Source organism: Amaricoccus tamworthensis (assembly GCF_049800875.1).
Taxonomy (GTDB): Bacteria; Pseudomonadota; Alphaproteobacteria; order Rhodobacterales; family Rhodobacteraceae; genus Amaricoccus; species Amaricoccus tamworthensis.
Map to the genome: position 1 here is coordinate 698,676 of NZ_JBNAFV010000001.1, position 17,876 is coordinate 716,551.

Genomic DNA, 17,876 nt, shown 5'->3' on the forward strand with positions numbered 1-17,876 from the left:
TTAGGGAATGCGTATACTTCTTGCAATCATCATCCTCGCGGCCCTCGGCTGGAGCGGCTACTGGTACTGGTCCGCCAAATCCCGCGAGAGCGCCCTCGCCGGCTGGCTGGAGGAACGCCGCGCCGCCGGCTGGATCGCCTCGGCCGATGACATCACCATCAACGGCTTCCCCAACCGCATCGACGCCATCGTGACCGGCCTCGAACTCGCGGACCCCAATTCCGGCTGGGCCTGGTCGGCGGACCGGTTTGAGATCCTCAGCCTCAGCTACAAACCCCACCATCTCATCGCCGTCTGGCCCGGCGAGCAGACCATCTCCACCCCGTTCGAAACCCTGCGCCTGTCGAGCAACAACTTCCGCGGCTCGCTCATTTTCGAGCCCAACACCACGCTCGCCCTCGACCGCGCCACGCTCGAACTCGACGCCGTCACCCTCACCGGCTCAAACGGCGACGCGGGCGGTCTCAAACACGCCATCCTCGCCATCCGCCAGACCGAAGGCGCCGACCCCGGCACCTACGACATCGCGTTCGACGCCAGCGACCTGCGCCTTGCGAAATCCCTCACCGACCGCTTCTCCGCCGATGGCGACCTGCCCACGGCTATTGGCACCGTGAAAATGGACACCACCGTCACCTTCGACAAAAAGTGGAACCGCGAGACCTTCGAGACCGACATGCCCGAGATCGACGCCCTCTCCATCGCGGAACTGTCCGCCACCTGGGGCGAGCTGGACATCCGCGGCCGCGGCGACCTCAAGGCCGACAGCAGCGGCCTGGCCGATGGCGAAATCCGTCTGCGCGCCCGCAACTGGGAGGAAATGATCGACATGGCCGAACGCTCCGGCGCCATATCGTCGAGCCTGTCGGGCCCCATGAAAACCGGCCTCGGCCTCATCGCCACCCTCTCCGGCGACAGCAACAGCCTCCGCGCGCCCCTCACCTTTGAGGATGGCGAAACCCGTCTCGGCCCCATCCGCGTCGGCAAAGCCCCGCGCCTCCACCGCACTCCGGGCTACTGACCAAACAAAAACGGGACGGATCGAAATCCGCCCCGGTACTCAATACTCAACTGTTTTGCTGTGAATCAGTTCGCGGTTTCAGTCGCCGCGCCGGTCGCCTCCGGCGCCACCTGCTCGGTCTCTGCACCGCCAACCGGCTCGTCCGACACATCCGCCGCGTACCAGTAGAAGATGATGCCGACGCCGAAAATCACCGCTGCGGCGATCCCTACAAGCGGTCCAACGTGGTTTTTCTTCTGCTTCTCAACATTCGTGTTCGGTGCGGACATGTGATCCTCGCTATGCTTCGTGGCATTCGGCATCCCAACGCACGCCATTCCCGAAATGTTCCACACAACCCCGTGACCCCAGGCACGACGCGCCATGCCCGACTTTGGGAGGGCTCCGCCCCGGTTGTTCAGCGCACCTCGCGTAAACTCCCGAAACCATTAAGCGGATGCCGACGTCGCGGATGCCCTCCCGGGGGGAAAGTCGGGCATGGCGTGTCGTGCCGACCCGCCGGGAGAGCCGCCAAACCTGCGCCCAAAACCCAGCGGGAACTTCGAATGAACGCGTCCATTTGCGCAGCGTGAATGCCACACCCCGGAACCGCACCCCCACCCACGCGTTGACCCCACAGGTAAACCTGCCTCTCAGCGAAAGGAGCATACCCATGTTTGCCCCAATACGCAGTATCATGATCCCTCTCTGGGTCGGCTGTATCGCCGGCGGCGCAATCGTTATCCTTCTGGCGATCGGCCTGTTCAGCTGGATCACATTCGTCCTCGCCGCGATCCTCGGACTGGTCGCGGGCATCCCCGCCGCCATCTATTTCTCCCGCGAAATCCGCGAGGACGCCGAGGTTCAGGACGGATCAAAGGAAATCAAGGCGCAGTAACGCCCCCCGCTCTCCGGGCGCGGCTTAGTCCGCCCGGAGCAGCGCCAGGCCCAGCCGTTTCGACGCCTCCAAAGCGGCCTCGTGGAACAGCGGCCAGTTCTGCATCAGCCCCTCAAGGATCAGCATCAGTTCAAGCTGCGCATGCCGCATTCCCACGGCTTTGGCCGCCTTGCAGGCAAATTCCGACTTGTGCCGCATCAACAGCTCACGTAGCCGCACATCCTTCGGCGACGCCGCCACCGCCTCATGGAACAGACACCCGTGCGAGGCTTCCGTCTCCATCCACTTCGCCACACGCTCCAAAATCGTTTCCAGCGCCTCCTCCGGCGCTTTCGGCAGATCCTGGAACACATGCTCCAGATACCGCCCGTTGCGATATTCCAGCGCCGCATGCACCATGTCGTCACGCGACGGCACATATTTATAAAGCGTGCGCAGGCTCACCCCCGCCGCATCGCGCAAGTCCTCGACGCTCGGCTCGTGAAAGCCCCCGGTGGCAAAAGCCCGCTCAAGCCCCGCCGATATTTTGATCATCATGTCATTCATGCTTGACGATGTAGAATGAACACTCTACCTCCGCAAGTAGAACATTCATTCTACCACTGAAGGAGACACGGTATGACCCTCCCCAAAACCATGAGCGGCATCGTCCTCACCGGCCATGGCGGTCTGGACCGGCTCGAATGGCGCGAGGATCTGCCCGTGCCCGCACCTGCCCAAGGCGAGGTTCTTGTCGAGGTCCGCGCCGCCGCCGTGAACAATACCGACATCAACACGCGCACCGGCTGGTATTCCAAAACCGTGCGCGGCGACACCGCCTCCACCGCCACCGACCGGTATGACGGCGCGGCCGACGCCGATGGCGGCTGGTCCGGCACCCCGCTGGAATTTCCCCGCATCCAGGGCGCCGACTGCTGCGGCATCATTGTGGCCGTTGGCGAGGGCGTGCCCGAATCCCGCATCGGCGAGCGTGTCCTCATGCGCCCCATGTACACCCGGGACGGAGACGACGATCCCTATGGCCTGTTCACCTTCGGCTCCGAACGCAACGGCGGTTTTGCCGAATACACCACCGCCGAAGCGAGCCAGGCCTTCCCGGTCAATTCCGAACTCTCCGATGTCGAACTCGCTTCCTTCCCCTGCGCCTTCTCAACTGCCGAAGGCATGATCCAGCGCGGCAACCTCCAGGCTGAGCGCGTTCTCATCACCGGCGCTTCCGGCGGTGTCGGCTCCGCCGCGATCCAGCTTGCCAAACGCCGTGGCGCCCACGTCACCGCCCTGACCTCCCCGTCCAAGGCCGGCGCCCTCCAGGCTCTCGGAGCCGACGAAACCCTCGACCGCGACGCCCCGCTCCCGGCCTCCGCTTACGACATGGTCATCGACCTCGTCGGCGGCCCCCGCTGGCCCGCGCTTCTCGACGCCCTCCGCAAGGGCGGCCGCTACGTGACCTCCGGTGCGATCGCCGGTCCCATCGTCGAACTCGACCTGCGCACCCTCTACCTCCGCGACCTCACCCTGATGGGCAGCACCTGGCAGCCGCGCTCGGTATTCAGCGATCTGATCGGCTACATCGAGGCCGGTGAAATCCGTCCGGTCATCGCCGAAACCTGGCCGCTCAAAAATCTGGCTCAGGCCCAGGAATCGTTCCTGGGAAAATCCCATATCGGAAAAATCGGCATCGAGGTTCGGGGCGAATAGACCCCGGACCATTCAGGCTGCAGTCAGGAACAGTTTGCCGTGCAATTTCGGCCATTTTCGGCAAAACCCCGTGCAATCTGTGCCATTTGACTCACAATCTGTGCCACTTTTCTGTCAATCTGTGCCACTTCGACACCCAAATGGACACTATTTTTGGTGCGTCAGACCACGTCCAAAGTCGGGCGCATCCGTGTCCTGACCGGCCTGGACAATGCCACGGCGGATCGCACGGGTGCGGGTGAAGTAGTCAAAAAGATGCTCCCCGTCGCCCGTCCGAATGGCCCTCTGAAGCGCGAACAGCTCCTCGGTGAAGCGCCCCAGAATGTCCAAAGTCGCTGTTTTATTTGACAAAAACACGTCCCGCCACATGGTCGGGTCCGAGGCCGCAATACGCGTGAAATCCCGGAACCCCGCTGCGGAATAGTTTACAACCTCGCTCTGCGTCACGCGGCCCAGGTCATCTGCCACGCCCACCATCGTGTAGGCAATCAAATGCGGAATATGCGAGGTCACCGCCAGCACCAGATCATGGTGCGACACCTCCATCTCATCCACATTCGCGCCAATTTCAGTGAGAAAATCCTTCACCTTTTCAACAGCTTGCCGGTCAACACCCTCATCCGGCGTCAACAGCCACCAGCGGTTGTCAAACAGCGACGCAAACCCCGATGCCGGCCCCGAATGCTCCGTCCCCGCCAGCGGGTGACCCGGAACAAAGTGAACGTTTTCAGGTATATAGGGGCTGACAGCCTCCATCACCGCGCCCTTGACCGACCCCACATCGGTCACAATCGCGCCCGGCTCCAAATCCCCCGCAATCGCCTCCATCACCGCCGCCATCGCCCCCACGGGCACACAAAGTACAACAAGATCAGCACCTTGCACAGCTTCCTGCGGCGTGTCGAAGATGGTCCCAAGCCCCAGCCGTCGCGCCTCCTCCCGGCTTTTTTCAGTACGGGCATACCCCGTCACCTCGGTCTCCATCCCCGCCCTGCGCACCGCATGACTGATTGAGGACGCAATCAGCCCAAGGCCGATCAGGGCAATCCGCTTGAACGCCATCAGGAATGCACCTTCAAAAATTCTCCAATGGTTTCAGCGACTTTCTCGCAGGCCGAACTGTCACCGATGGTAATACGCAACCCCTCCGGGATGCCATATCCCCCCACCTGCCGCACGATGATCCCGTTCCGGCGCAGATACGCGTCACAGCCTTTCGCCTCCTCCGCATCCCGAAACCGCGCCAGGATGAAATTCGCGTGCGAGGGATCACTCTGGACTCCATGCTTGGCCAGTTCCACCCGCAGCCACTCGCGGTTGCGGATGTTCTCCGTCTGACAAAAGCTTGTATAATCAACGTCCTGGATCGCCGCAGCGGCTGCCACCAGCGCCGGTGTCGACAGGTTGAACGGCCCCCGCACGCGGTTGAGCGCACCAATCACATGCTCCGGCCCATAGCCCCAACCGACCCGCATGCCACCAAGCCCGAAGATCTTCGACATGGTCCGCGTCATCACCACATTTTCCCGCGCATCGACCAGTTCCGCGCAGCCATTGAATCCCGGCACAAATTCCGCGTAGGCCCCGTCCAGAACCAGCAGTGCTTTGGGCGGAATGTTCTGCGCCAGGCGGTCGAGTTCCGTGTCACGGATTTTGGTGCCGGTAGGGTTGCCCGGGTTGGTCACGAATACGATCCGCGTGCGTTCATTACAGCCCGCGAGGATCGCATCCACGTCGACCATCCTGTTGTTTTCTGGCACTTTTACCGGCGTCGCCCCGGCGGCCAGGCCGAGAATGCGGTACATGGAAAACCCGTGCTCGGTATAGACGATCTCGTCCCCCGGCCCGGCATAGGTCTGGCACAGAAGGTGCAGAATCTCGTCCGATCCGGCCCCGCAGATCACCCGGTTCGCGTCCACCGTAAACACCCGCGCAATCGCCTCCCGCAGGTCCCTGTGGTCGGTGCTGGGATAGAGGTTCAGCGTCGGCGCGGACCGCTGCACGGCCTCCACGGCCTTCTGGCTCGGTCCGAACGGGTTTTCGTTGGAACTGAGCTTCAGGACATGCTCGTGACCGTCCAGCTTCGCATCACCACCCTTGTAGGGGGTGATTTCCATGATTCCGGGTTGCGGCTCGATCTGGGTCAGAGGGCGGGTCATTTTGGGTTCCAAACAGTTAGACCCGCCCCTTTTATATTTCGTCCGTCACATTGGAAACCCTGCACGGACCATCAGGGCAAACGACCCTGTTCAGGCGACGGCGGGTACCGGCCCGGCGTCGTCCATATATTCCACCAGGCCCGTTTTATTGCGTGGATACAATGCCTTGGCGCCGCGCTCCATATAAGCCATCAGGGCCGCATCCTTTTTGATCCAGGCGCTCAGCATGGTCTCATGGGGCGTTGCCGCCGCACCGCGCAGCATCGGGACAACGCAGGCGTCGGCATAGACCGGGGCGTCGCCAAGCAAAAACTCCCGGTCGCCAAGAATGGTCCGGATGCTCTCCAGGTCTTTGCGCACCCGCTCAAACCGCTCGCGTTCCGTATGACGCCCCAGGCCCTGCCCAACCAGCGTTGCAATGGCACCGGCCCGCGCCTCATTGCTGACGGTGTCGCGCATGGGCTCCGGGACCCCACCGAAGAACAGCCCGAGGATCACCTCCCAGTTGCGGTCATCGGCCCAGCGGTCGTGCATGACGGCGAAGTAGAGGTTTTCTTCCACCATGCGAACCACAGCCTGACCCACGGCTTTACGCTCGGAGTTCACACCCCACCACAAGTCGGCGCCATAGGTGGCGGCGAGGTAGTCTGCGATCTGTTCGCTGTCAGGAATGAAGTGGTCGCCATCCCGCAGGACCGGCAGTTTCTGTTTTGGCATCTCCGCCGGATTGAAACAGATGTCCGGCTCCCAGTCGAGGCCGGCCATTTCCAGTAGGCACATGGCTTTGGTACAAAATCCACTGGCACTGGGTTCGCCAAAGGCCGGGGCAAAGGTGAGGAGTTTGAGCATTTTTCCGACTTTCCTGTTGTTGGGACATGTCTCCATGTGCCACCCTTTTCCTGACAGTTTGTGTCAGCAGGATTGAGCGAAACAAAACCATGTCCCGCAGCGCCCGCCTCATCCAGATCATGCAGTACCTGCGCTCCCGCCGCCCGCCGGTTCAGGCCTCGGCAATCGCGGAGGAGATGCAGGTCTCCGTGCGCTCGATCTACCGCGACATTGACAGCCTGCGCAGTGCGGGCGCGCGTATCGATGGTGAGGCCGGGTTTGGCTACACGCTGGTCGAGGACCCCGCTCTGCCGCCCATGATGTTCAGCCAGGACGAGATGGAGGCGCTGGTTCTGGGGCTGCGCGAGGTCATTGAGGTGGCCGATCCGGTGCTCGCCGATGCCGCGAACAATGCCCTGTCGAAACTCCAGGCGGTGCTGCCGGAGCGGTTGCGGGACCGGCTGGAACATTCGGTTCTCTATGCCAAACGCTTCCACGTGCGCCCGGAGATCCGCATTGACGTCTCCGCCCTGCGTCTTGCCACGCGGGAGGAACGGGCCATCGACATACGATATTGCGACGCGGTCAACGCGGCCACGGAACGGCGGGTGCAGCCGTTGGCGATCATCTTCATGGACCAGACCCTGATGCTGATCGCCTGGTGCCAGATGCGCAATGATTTCAGGGCGTTCCGGCTTGATCGTATCGAGGCGATGATCCTGTCGGACGAAAGCTTCCGTCCCAAACGGGCCGGGCTGCTCAGGGAATATTTCGCGCTACAGGCCGCCGCCAACGCGGCCTGCATGAGCGGCGGGTCGTGGTGAGGTCAGTAAAAACTCTGCGGGTCGATATCGAGTGTGATGCGGACATTGGCCGGGTATTTCACCGACGCGACCCATTTGCGCAGCGCGGGTTGCAGCACAACGCCCTTCGCCGCCTTCACCAGAAACCGCACCCGGTGGCGTCCACGCACGCGGGCCACGGGGGCCGGAGCGGGACCAAACAGATCCGCGCCGACCTCGTGCAGAATGCCTCCGTTTCGGGCAAGTTCGCGGGCGACCTCCCAGGTGCGCGGCTCGTCCGGCCCGGTCAGGATCACACCGGCGAGACGGCCATAGGGCGGCATTCCCACCATCCGCCGCATCTCGGCTTCCGCCCGCCAGAAGCCCTCATCATCGCCTGACAGAATGGCCTGGATGGCGGGGTGTTCGGGCTGGTGCGTCTGGATCAGGGCCTGGCCCGGGTGTTCGTGCCGCCCGGCCCGACCCGCGACCTGGCGCACGAGTTGAAAGGTCTTTTCCGCGGCGCGCAAATCTCCGCCCTGCAGGCCCAGATCGGCGTCAATCACGCCGACGAGCGTCAGCAGGGGGAAGTTGTGCCCCTTGGCCACCAGCTGCGTGCCAATGATGATATCCGCTTCGCCCTGCGCGATCAGGTCGATACGGGCCTTCAGCGCCTGGTGGCTCTCGGCCAGATCCGATGACAGGATGGCGATGCGGGCGTCAGGCCAAAGGGTTTCGGCCTCTTCCGCGATGCGCTCAACGCCCGGCCCGATGGCGTTCATCTTGCCTTCGGTTTTGCAGGAGGGACAGACCGTAGGGATGGGTTCGGTCGTGCCGCACTGGTGACAGACGAGACGCTTGCGGAAGCGGTGTTCGACCATCCGCGCGTCACAATTCGGGCACCCGACCTGGTGGCCACAGGCGCGGCAGATGGTCAGGGGCGCATAGCCACGGCGGTTGAGGAACAGGAGCGACTGCTCCCCCGATCCGACCCGGGCGTTGACGGCAGTCTCCAGGGCACCGGAGATCCAGCGGCCAGGTTCGGGCTGATCAAGCCGCAGGTCGATGGCCTCCATGTTGGGCAGTTCCGCAACACCGTAGCGCTCCGGCAAAACCAGGCGGTTGTACTTGCCGGCCTCGGCATTGGCCCAGGTCTCGAGCGCCGGTGTGGCGGAGGCAAGCACCACCGTGGCCTTCTCGATGGAGGCCCGCAGAACTGCCATGTCGCGGGCATGATAGCGCGCGCCGTCCTCCTGCTTGTAGGAGCCGTCATGTTCCTCATCGACGATGATAAGGCCAAGGTTTTTGTAGGGCAAAAACAGGGCCGAGCGAGCGCCGACAACCAGCCTCGCATCGCCCGAGGCAACCGCGTGCCAGGCGCGGCGGCGGGCGGTCTGGGTGACGCCGGAATGCCACTCCGCCGGGCGCGCGCCGAAGCGGGCTTCGACCCGGTCGAGGAACTCCACGGAGAGGGCAATTTCGGGCAGCAGCACCAGCGCCTGACGGCCCTGTTCGAGCGCTTCGGCCACGGCCTCCAGGTAAACCTCGGTCTTACCGGAACCGGTTACGCCCTTGAGAAGCGTAGTGGAATACTCGCCGGACGCGACGCGGGCGCGCAGGATGTCCGCCGCCTCGCGCTGACCTTTAGACAGTTCTTTGGTGCCGACCGCCGGGTCCAGAACCGGATATGGCGCATCCCGTGGCGCATCCTCGCGGACGATCACACCCTGGGTCTCGAGCCCCCTGATAACGCTCGAGGATGTTCCGGCCAGATGCGCAAGCTCACCCGGCGCGAAGCCCAGATTGCCGTATTCCTCGAACACCGCCAGAACCCGCGATCGTGCGTCCGTCATGCGGTCGGGCTGCACGTCGGTCAGGCGCAAAACCGGGCGGGCGGATGGCGGGGCGGCAAGCGCCGGAACCCGCGTGGCAAGACGCAGCATCGCGGTCAGCGGCGTGATGGTGTAATCGGCAGCCCGCTCAAGGAAGGACCGCATCTCGGCCCGCATTGGCTCAAGCTCGAGAACACGGGAAATGGCGCGCAGTTTTTCAACCGGGAACTCGCCCGTACCCGGCCCCCAGACACAGCCCATTACACGGCGCGGACCCAGCGGCGCCTCGACGAACGCACCGAGATCCACGCCGCCCTCCGGCGCGCGGTAGTCGAGCATTCGGTCAAGGCCCTCGGCGGTCAGAACACTGACCGTGTCGCCGGGTGAAAAATCCCTTGTGCAGGGTTCGTCGGGAATGAGATTGAGCTGTTCCATTACACCAGACCTTGGGATAGTATCGCGACGAACCACAAGGGTGGACAATTATCCCGGGAGTACAACGGTCATGAAATTCTTTGTCGATACGGCGGAAGTCAACGACATTCGCGAACTTAACGCACTTGGTCTGCTTGATGGCGTAACCACGAATCCAAGCCTGATCAAGAAATCAGGCCGCGATTTTGCCGAGGTGGTACGGGAAATCTGCGACGAGGTCGAAGGCCCGGTCAGTGCCGAGGTCGTGTCGCTCGACTACGACTCGATGATCGCGGAAGGCACAAAACTGTCCGAGCTTGCGGACAACATTGCGATCAAGGTGCCCCTGACCTGGGACGGGCTGAAGGCCTGCCGGACCTTCTCGGACCAGGGCAAGATGGTCAACGTGACGCTGTGCTTCTCCGCCAACCAGGCCCTGCTTGCGGCGAAGGCGGGTGCAACGTTTATTTCACCTTTCATTGGTCGGATGGATGACCTCAACCTCGATGGAATGCAGCTGATCCAGGACATCCGGCAGATCTATGACAACTACATGTTTGAGACCGAAATCCTTGCGGCCTCGATCCGTACGGCAAACCACGTCAGCGAATGTGCGCTGGCCGGTGCCGATGTCGCGACCTGCCCGCCGGGTGTTCTGCGTTCGCTTTCCTCGCATGTGCTGACGGACAAGGGGCTTGAGGGCTTCCTGAAGGATTGGGAAGCCACCGGACAAAAAATCTAGATCGGATCAACATATGGACGTGATTGACAAAACGGCGGAACAGAACCTCAAGGATCTTATTCTGGAGAACCCGGAACTGATCCTGCGGGATGCCGATCTGATGCGCGCGCTGCTTCAGGCGGACCGCAGCACCGCGGGGCGCAATGTCGTTGACCTGCGCGCGGTGCTGGTGGAACGGCTGGAGGAACGTCTCGACAAGCTCGAGGACACGCATCGCGAGGTGCTTGCCGCGGCCTATGAGAACGTGGCCGGCACAAATCAGATCCACCGGGCCTGTCTTTCTGTTCTGGAGCCGGAAAGCTTCGCGTCCTTTCTTGATGTGATGACCCACGACCTCGCTACAACACTGGCGGTGGACGTGGTGCGGCTGGGCCTTGAGGCTCCAGGTGCGGAGGCCGGCAGCGGTCTTGGTCCGGAAGGCCCGTCGCGGAACGTGGTTATCGCCCTGCCCGATGGCGGGGCGACGGCTTACGTGACCCAGGGCCGGGGCATGGGGGCGCGGAAGATCACGTTGCGCCAGCTCGCCCAGGCCTCGCCTGATCTCTACGGGGAATACGCGCCGACCGTGAGGTCGGAGGCGGTGATGATGCTGGACCTCGGCCCCGGCAAACGTCCCGGTCTGCTTGCCGTCGGAGCCGAGGAGCCGGACCGGTTCCATGCGGATCAGGGGACTGATCTTCTGGTTTTCTTCACCGGCATATTCGAGCGCGCCCTGCGGAGATGGCTGGCGTGAGCGAAACCCGGCCATCCGAAGGGGCGGTTGCCCTGATGCGGGAATGGCTGGAACAGCTTGAGGGGGTTCGGGGGTTGAGCCGCCGAACCCTTGAGGCTTACGAGAGCGACGTCCTAAGCTACCTTGGTTTTCTCAACCGGCACTGGGGCGGCCCGGCCGGATCGGCAACACTTGCGAAGGTTTCCATTCAGGACATGCGCGCCTGGCTTGCCAGCGAGCGTAAACGCGGACTTGCGGCCCGGTCGGTGTCCCGTGCGCTGTCGGCCGTAAAGAACTTCCACGCCTGGCTGGCGGAAACCAAGGGCATTGAGGCTGCGGCGGTAACGGCCACGCGGGGTCCGAAGTCGAAAGACCGCCTGCCCCGCCCGGTTGCACCGGATGCCGCAAAGCGCCTGCTGGAAACCGTGGAGATGCAGAACCTGACGCCCTGGGTGGCGGCACGGGACTTGGCGGTGGTGACGCTGCTCTATGGCTGCGGTCTGCGCATTTCAGAGGCCTTGAGCCTGAAACAGAAGGATGCGCCGCTTGCCGGATCGGTGCGGATTTCCGGTAAGGGCGGCAAGGAACGGGTCGTGCCCGTGCTGACCGTGGCCTCGGAGGCCGTGGAGCACTATCGCGACCTCTGCCCCCATAAACCCGGACCGGAGGCACCGCTGTTCCTCGGCGTTCGCGGCGGTGCGCTGACCCCGCGCCCGATCCAGAAGGCGATGCAGACCGCGCGTATGCAGCTTGGCCTGCCGGAGACCGCGACACCGCATGCGCTGCGGCATTCATTCGCGACGCATCTATTGGAGGCCGGTGGCGATTTGCGCACGATCCAGGAACTGCTGGGACATGCGTCGCTGTCCACAACGCAGGTCTATACCGGCGTTGATCAGGTGCGGCTGATGGAGGCCTATGCCGCGGCCCATCCCAAGGCTGCGGGCTGAGCGTGGCGGGTCCGGGGCGGAATCATCCGATTGAAACCGCCCGAAAAATGTGGTTTTCCCCGCGACCAGCCGTGACCTCCAGCAACGCCCCTGGTACCCAATGATCGTTCGCGAATACCCGAATGTCCTGAGACTTTTTCTGGTGCTTCAGGGCTCGGTGATCCCGCGGATTTACAAACATATCCTGTTTCTGGTGGGTCTGACAGTCGTCATCATGCTGGCGGACCGCTACCTTTTCGAGATGCCGCACACCACGATGCAGCCCTTCCTGGCGCTTGGGGTTGCCCTGTCGCTCTTCCTGGGGTTTCGCAACGTGGCGGCCTATGACCGCTGGTGGCAGGGGCGGATGCAGTGGGGGCAACTGACCGGGTGCATCAGGGCCATGGGCCATGACAGCCGGATTTACCTCAACGACGAGGACCGAAAGGAAATTCTTTGCCTGACCGGTGCGTTCATCCACCTGCACCGGGCGGGTCTGCGCAAGGACAGCAAGGCCGCGCAGCCCGCGCTTCAGTATGTCGACGATGAAACGCTCGACCGGTTTCAGCATTCCAACAATCCGGCCAGCGCCGCACTGCAGGAGATTGGCACACGCCTCGCGGATTACGCCCGTGAGGGCCGGCTGTCGGGTTATGGCCAGTTGACCTTCACGCAACGGATGAGCGATCTGGAACTGTCGCGGACCAGCAATGAGGGCATTTCCAACACGCCGATGCCGTTCGTTTACTCGCTGCTCGTTTGGCAGACGGCCCTGCTCTACTGCATGCTGCTGCCGATGGGTTTACTGGATTCGGCCGGGATACTGGCACCGGCCTTTGAGGGGATTGCGGGCTACGTGTTTTTTGGTCTGGCGGCTGTGACGGACGAACTTGAACATCCGTTCAGTGCGTCAAAGAACGGTCTGCCGCTCGATGCGCTGTGCCGGTCGGTGGATATCAGCCTGGCGGAACAGCTGGGCCGGACGCCGCCGCCGCCGCTGGAAGTGCGCTATCATATTCTGACCTGATTACCGGTGTCTCACCCAACTGTGAAGCAAAACCCTTTGATGTTGCGGCTCAGGGGATGGAGTGTCGTGTCTCACGACCATCGCAACAGGAAGGACCACAAACATGATCCAGTCGAGACGCAGGTTTCTCGCCACATCCGCAGCAACGGTCGGAGGCGTGACCTTCCTGCCCTACATGGCGCAGGCGGCCGACACGTTCAGCAGCGATGCGGGTGACATCACGATCCATCCGATTGAACATGCGTCATTCGTCATGGAAACGCCGCTCGGGACCATTCATGTCGATCCGGTTGGCGAGGCCTCGGCCTATGCCGACCTGCCCGCGCCGGAGCTGATCCTGATTACTCACGAGCATGGTGACCACTACAATGTCGACACCCTGACGGCGCTCGCCGGAGAAAACACGCGGATCATCTCCAACCCGGCCGTGCATGACATGATGCCGCCGGAGTTGCAGGAGAAGACCACGGCGATTGGCAATGGTGAAAACGCTTCCTGGGGCGATCTGGGCATATCGGCCATCCCGGCGCATAACACCACGGAGGACCGAATGCAGTTCCATCCGCCGGGTCGGGACAACGGCTATGTGCTCGATTTCAACGGATTCCGCGTCTACATTTCGGGCGATACCGAGGACATTCCGGAAATGCGCGCGTTGGAGAATATCGACCTTGCGTTCGTTTGCATGAACCTGCCCTTCACCATGGATGCGACCGCAGCGGCCTCAGCGGTGCTCGAGTTTCAGCCGACCTATGTCTATCCGTATCATTATCATGGCCGGGATGGCGGCACCCAGGACCCGGCGGAATTTGCCGGTCTGGTGGGTGAGGTGTCTGAAGTCAAAATGGGGAACTGGTACGGCTGATCCCGACCGGTCCCGCAGCACCAAAAAAAGGCCCGCCAGTCCGGTGGGCCTTTTCTTTTGTTCAGGTCGGTCGGCGTCTAACCGAACACGACACCGGGCAGCCAGGTCGCCATTGCCGGGAAGGCCGCGAGGATACCAAGCATGATCAGCTGGATGATGACGAAGGGAATAACGCCCTTGTAGATGTCGATCGTTCGCACTTCCGGCGGAGCCACACCGCGCAGATAGAAGAGGGCAAACCCGAACGGAGGCGTCAGGAACGAGGTTTGCAGGTTTATCCCGATCATCACGGCTACCCAGACCGGATGGAACAGCACGGCACCGTCAGGTGTGTTGTAGCTGAACAGGACCGGGGCCATGATCGGCACGACCACGAAGACGATTTCGAGAAAGTCGAGGAAGAAGCCAAGCACAAACATCACCAGCATGACCGCAACCATTGCACCCCATGGGCCGCCAGGCAGCGCGTCCAGCATGTTGTGAACGGTTTCCTCACCACCGAGACCGCGGAAGGTCAGGTTGAAGAGCTGCGCACCGATGAGGATGACGAAAACCATACAGGTCACCTTGGTGGTGGACTGCATGACATCGACCAGAACCTCGCGGTTCGTGTCGGGGTCACGTTTCGACATGGCGCGCAGAATGCTGGAAATCACGCCCCAGGCGATAAGCAGACAGAACGCGCCGGCAATATACATGCCGATCTGATCACGAGGCTCGATCACGTCGCGGGTCGTACGGAGATCGAACATCGTGGTACATGCCAAAGCACCCACAACACCCACAAACGCGGCGAGCTGTGGCCAGGGGTTTTCCTCCTTAAACCGCTCGCCAGCGAGAAGAAGGGCACCAATTGCGCCGACCGCTGCGGCCTCGGTGGGTGTGGCGATGCCCGCAAGGATGGAGCCCAGAACAGCGATAATCAGGGTGATGGGCGGCACAAGAACGCGTACGATCTGCCAGGCGCTGACCCGGTCCTCCTCGGCTGTTTCCATGGCCGGAGACGTCGCGGGCGCGAAGATCGCCATGCCAATCTGATAAATGAAGTAAAGGCCAACCAGCACCAGGCCGGGCAGCATTGCACCGGCAAAAATGTCTCCCACGGACACCGGATCCGGCGCCCAATCGCCGGCATTGCGGCGGGCCTCAATGTATTCATTGGAGATTGTATCGCCCAGAATGACGAGCACAATCGACGGCGGAATAATTTGGCCCAGGGTCCCCGACGCGGCAATGGACCCGCAGGCCAGGCTTTTCGAGTAGCCGTAGCGCAGCATGGAGGGCAGAGATATCATTCCCATTGTCACAACCGTCGCTCCGACAATGCCGGTTGAGGCGGCGAGAAGCATTCCCACAAAGGTCACCGCAAAACCCAACCCGCCAGGCAGGGTGCCAAACAGACGCCCCATGGTTTCCAGCAGTTCGCCGGCGACCTGACTGCGTTCGAGCATGACGCCCATAAAAATGAACAGCGGGACCGCGACGAGAACTTCGTTGGTCTCGTCCATGAGGCCGAAGATGCGGTTGTAGAACGGTTTGAGGAAGCCGAGATCGCCGGAAGCGAAATAGCCGACGTGAAGCCACGCTCCCAGAAGCGCAAAGATGAGACCCACCGCCGCCAGGGTGAAAGCGACCGGAAATCCGCGCAGCAGCAGAACAACCGCTGCCGCGAACATGATGAGGTCGAGATAGTTGGTGATAAATTCCATGTGCCGCGCCCCTAGTCCAGGCTCTCTTCGCCACGGTACGGGTCATCGACCCACTCCCCCCGCAGCCTGAGTGCGCATTTCAGCGCGGTTGAGATACCCTGAAGCGCGAGCAGAACCGCGGCCACCATCACGGTGGATTTCAGGACATATTTGTACGGAATGCCCGACGCCTCAGTGGAGCCTTCGAGGTTTTTCCAGGACATCGCCACGTTGGGCTGCGCCGACCACCAGATAATGTAGCAGACCGGCAGAAGAAACAGCAACGAGCCGAGAAGGTCCGTCCAGTTTTTCACTGTCTCGGATGCGTCGGAATAGAAGATGTCGACCCGCACGTGACCGTTGTGAAGGAACGTGTAACCGGCACCGAGCATGATGAGCGTACCGTGAAGGTACACGATGAACTCCTGCCACCAAAGGGATGAAATCCCGAGAAAATCAGGTGCGGAATAGACATACCGCATCACCACGACGATGAACTGGACCACGACCATCAGGAGGGTAAACCACGCAACCACGCGGCCTATGCCCTCATTGATGGCATCTATGTACCGGTAGACCTCATGCATGTTCTTTACCCTGTAACTGCCGCCCCCCCGTGGGGTGCATGAGAAAACAAGTGGACGGCGCGGCAAAAGAACCGCACCGTCCGGATGTATGGAGATTGTCTCCTAGAGGCTCAGCGCCCTTGCCCGAGCGTCCGTGTAGCTTTGATCAGAGATTTTCGTCCAACCGGCCACCGATTTACGGAACGACGCGTAGCTCTCATAGATGCGCTTGCCGATGTCGTCCTCAGCACCCACATCCGCCACCACCTGTTCGGACAGGTTGGCAATCTCGTTCCAGACGTCCTCGGGGAACTCGTGAAGCGAAACACCATGGTCGCTCAGAAGCGTGTCGAGGCTGGAGCCGGAGCGCGCGTTGAACTCGGCCATCATGACATCGTTTTCCGCGGTACAGCAGGCATGGATCAGGGCCTGGTCGGCCTCTGACAGACCTTCCCACCAGCCGCGGTTCATGCCCACGGCGAGACCGGAGCCAGGCTCGTGGAAGCCCGGATACATGTAGTTTTTAAGAATCTTCTGGAAACCGAAAGCCATGTCGTTGTAGGGGCCAACCCACTCGGTCGCGTCGATCGTGCCGGCCTGAAGGGCGGGGAAAATCTCACCACCGGGAAGCGCGATGGCATTGGCGCCGAGCTGACGCAGAACCTCGCCGCCGAGACCCGGCATACGCATCTTGAGGCCCTTCATGTCGTCGAGCGACGTGATCGGATCGCGGAACCAGCCGCCCATCTGAACACCGGTGTTGCCTGCGAGGAAGCCTTTTACGTTGAAGTCGGCGCCAAGCTCGTCCCACAGTTCCTGACCGCCACCGAAATGCATCCAGGCCTGGAGTTCCTGCGCGGTGAAACCAAGCGGCACGGCGGTGAAGAAGTTGTAGCCCTTGTGCTTGCCCTGCCAGTAGTACTCGGCACCGTGATACATCTCGGCTGCGCCCGAGGATACGGCATCAAAGCTTTCAAAAGCGGGAACGAGTTCGCCGGCGGCGAAAAGCTGCACCTCGATCCGGCCACCCGACACGGCCGTGATGCGGTCGGCGACGCGCTGCGCACCGGTTCCCAGACCGGGGAAGTTCTTCGGCCAGGTGGTGACCATCTTCACGACCTGTTTGTCCTGCGCGATGGCAGGGGCCGCCAGTGTTGCCGCACCTGCGGCACCAGCGCCCAAGGTGGAATTTTTCAGAAAAGAGCGACGATCCAAGATTAAACCTCCCATGAATAACGTCAGCAGTTCGACCGGCATGCGCCGGTCAGGTTCGTCGGGCGGGTCAAGAGACACACCCGCCTTTGCGGGCGGTCAGGCCACCCGTCCATAAACCGGCGAACCGGTCGTTGAGATAATCCTGTCGGGAAAAAACAGCGGAGACGGCCACGGCACGGCGCTCAAAACACATCTAAGATCCGGGCCCTCCCAAGCCACTTTCCGAATTTCGCGGATTAATATCGAAAGTATCCGAAAACACAAACACTTGAACAGTTTTTTGACAGGCTTTTGGACAATGTGAAGCGCGGGAATGTTAAGGCATTGCAAACACACGCGAAATACCTCCACTCGCGCGGATGCAACATTCGGAATTAACCCTAACGCAACGTCTGCGCGCGAGAACTGCAAGCGAGCGTTGAATTCGGAGGGCGAATGCGCCCCGAAAACCGCCAACCTACTGATATCGCCGGGAGTCGGCGAAAAGCCTCGATAGGCGATTTTCCGCCGATTCGCGGTTG

Annotated in this window: 18 protein-coding genes; 9 read left to right on the forward strand and 9 right to left on the reverse strand. The window is 61.9% G+C overall.

Annotated elements, in window-relative coordinates; genetic code table 11:
* Positions 1-7: 7 nt before the first annotated feature.
* Positions 8-1,021, forward strand: coding sequence for a DUF2125 domain-containing protein (locus ACP15P_RS03345; protein ID WP_424927076.1), 1,014 nt, complete (start codon positions 8-10; stop codon positions 1,019-1,021).
* A gap of 65 nt (positions 1,022-1,086) precedes the next feature.
* Here ACP15P_RS03345 and ACP15P_RS03350 read toward each other — a convergent pair whose 3' ends face one another.
* Positions 1,087-1,290 (reverse strand): hypothetical protein, encoded by a 204-nt coding sequence (locus ACP15P_RS03350; RefSeq protein WP_424927077.1) that lies wholly within the window; start codon positions 1,288-1,290, stop codon positions 1,087-1,089.
* 383 nt (positions 1,291-1,673) lie between these two features.
* On the opposite strand from ACP15P_RS03350, the gene ACP15P_RS03355 reads away from it, so the two are divergent.
* A complete protein-coding gene (locus ACP15P_RS03355) occupies positions 1,674-1,898 on the forward strand; it encodes a hypothetical protein (RefSeq protein WP_424927078.1) in 225 nt (74 codons plus the stop codon).
* Between the two features lie 24 nt (positions 1,899-1,922).
* On the opposite strand, the gene ACP15P_RS03360 is transcribed toward ACP15P_RS03355, so the two are convergent.
* On the reverse strand, positions 1,923-2,435 hold the full coding sequence (locus ACP15P_RS03360) for a TetR/AcrR family transcriptional regulator (RefSeq protein WP_424927079.1): 513 nt from the start codon (positions 2,433-2,435) through the stop codon (positions 1,923-1,925).
* Between the two features lie 81 nt (positions 2,436-2,516).
* Here ACP15P_RS03360 and ACP15P_RS03365 point away from each other — a divergent pair, with 81 nt between their 5' ends.
* Positions 2,517-3,596, forward strand: coding sequence for an alcohol dehydrogenase family protein (locus ACP15P_RS03365; protein ID WP_424927080.1), 1,080 nt, complete (start codon positions 2,517-2,519; stop codon positions 3,594-3,596).
* A 147-nt stretch (positions 3,597-3,743) separates the two neighbouring features.
* Here ACP15P_RS03365 and ACP15P_RS03370 read toward each other — a convergent pair whose 3' ends face one another.
* The 3 genes from ACP15P_RS03370 to ACP15P_RS03380 form a co-directional block, all read right to left on the reverse strand.
* Positions 3,744-4,658 (reverse strand): prephenate/arogenate dehydrogenase family protein, encoded by a 915-nt coding sequence (locus tag ACP15P_RS03370; protein ID WP_424927081.1) that lies wholly within the window; start codon positions 4,656-4,658, stop codon positions 3,744-3,746.
* Positions 4,658-5,755: a histidinol-phosphate transaminase gene (gene hisC / locus ACP15P_RS03375; RefSeq protein ID WP_424927082.1), complete on the reverse strand. Its 1,098-nt coding sequence runs from the start codon at positions 5,753-5,755 to the stop codon at positions 4,658-4,660. Before hisC ends, ACP15P_RS03370 begins: the two co-directional genes overlap by 1 nt.
* 90 nt (positions 5,756-5,845) lie before the next feature.
* The gene (locus ACP15P_RS03380) at positions 5,846-6,604 is read right to left on the reverse strand and encodes a glutathione S-transferase family protein (protein WP_424927083.1); all 759 of its coding nucleotides are present in this window, start codon (positions 6,602-6,604) and stop codon (positions 5,846-5,848) included.
* An 89-nt stretch (positions 6,605-6,693) separates the two neighbouring features.
* Between ACP15P_RS03380 and ACP15P_RS03385 the strand changes: the two genes are divergently transcribed.
* Complete coding sequence (locus tag ACP15P_RS03385; protein ID WP_424927084.1) at positions 6,694-7,407, forward strand: helix-turn-helix transcriptional regulator; 714 nt, start codon at positions 6,694-6,696, stop codon at positions 7,405-7,407.
* A gap of 2 nt (positions 7,408-7,409) precedes the next feature.
* Here ACP15P_RS03385 and ACP15P_RS03390 read toward each other — a convergent pair whose 3' ends face one another.
* On the reverse strand, positions 7,410-9,632 hold the full coding sequence (locus ACP15P_RS03390) for a primosomal protein N' (protein WP_424927085.1): 2,223 nt from the start codon (positions 9,630-9,632) through the stop codon (positions 7,410-7,412).
* Positions 9,633-9,702: 70 nt separating this feature from the next.
* Between ACP15P_RS03390 and fsa the strand changes: the two genes are divergently transcribed.
* The 5 genes from fsa (at position 9,703) to ACP15P_RS03415 (ending at position 13,886) form a co-directional block, all read left to right on the forward strand.
* Positions 9,703-10,353, forward strand: coding sequence for a fructose-6-phosphate aldolase (fsa, locus tag ACP15P_RS03395; RefSeq protein ID WP_424927086.1), 651 nt, complete (start codon positions 9,703-9,705; stop codon positions 10,351-10,353).
* Positions 10,354-10,366: 13 nt separating this feature from the next.
* A complete protein-coding gene (locus ACP15P_RS03400; protein WP_424927087.1) occupies positions 10,367-11,086 on the forward strand; it encodes a DUF484 family protein in 720 nt (239 codons plus the stop codon).
* Positions 11,074-12,015: a tyrosine recombinase XerC gene (locus ACP15P_RS03405; protein WP_424927088.1), complete on the forward strand. Its 942-nt coding sequence runs from the start codon at positions 11,074-11,076 to the stop codon at positions 12,013-12,015. The genes ACP15P_RS03400 and ACP15P_RS03405 overlap by 13 nt, the downstream gene beginning before the upstream one ends.
* Before the next feature lie 100 nt (positions 12,016-12,115).
* Complete coding sequence (locus tag ACP15P_RS03410; protein ID WP_424927089.1) at positions 12,116-13,021, forward strand: bestrophin family protein; 906 nt, start codon at positions 12,116-12,118, stop codon at positions 13,019-13,021.
* Between the two features lie 103 nt (positions 13,022-13,124).
* Positions 13,125-13,886 (forward strand): MBL fold metallo-hydrolase, encoded by a 762-nt coding sequence (locus tag ACP15P_RS03415; protein WP_424927090.1) that lies wholly within the window; start codon positions 13,125-13,127, stop codon positions 13,884-13,886.
* Between the two features lie 77 nt (positions 13,887-13,963).
* On the opposite strand, the gene ACP15P_RS03420 is transcribed toward ACP15P_RS03415, so the two are convergent.
* The 3 genes from ACP15P_RS03420 to ACP15P_RS03430 all read right to left on the reverse strand — a co-directional run bounded on the left by ACP15P_RS03420 (position 13,964) and on the right by ACP15P_RS03430 (position 17,355).
* Positions 13,964-15,595, reverse strand: a complete 1,632-nt coding sequence (locus ACP15P_RS03420; RefSeq protein WP_424927091.1) for a TRAP transporter large permease — start codon at positions 15,593-15,595, stop codon at positions 13,964-13,966.
* An 11-nt stretch (positions 15,596-15,606) separates the two neighbouring features.
* On the reverse strand, positions 15,607-16,161 hold the full coding sequence (locus ACP15P_RS03425) for a TRAP transporter small permease subunit (protein WP_424927092.1): 555 nt from the start codon (positions 16,159-16,161) through the stop codon (positions 15,607-15,609).
* Positions 16,162-16,263: 102 nt separating this feature from the next.
* Positions 16,264-17,355, reverse strand: coding sequence for a TRAP transporter substrate-binding protein (locus tag ACP15P_RS03430; RefSeq protein WP_424927093.1), 1,092 nt, complete (start codon positions 17,353-17,355; stop codon positions 16,264-16,266).
* Positions 17,356-17,876 lie beyond the last annotated feature (521 nt).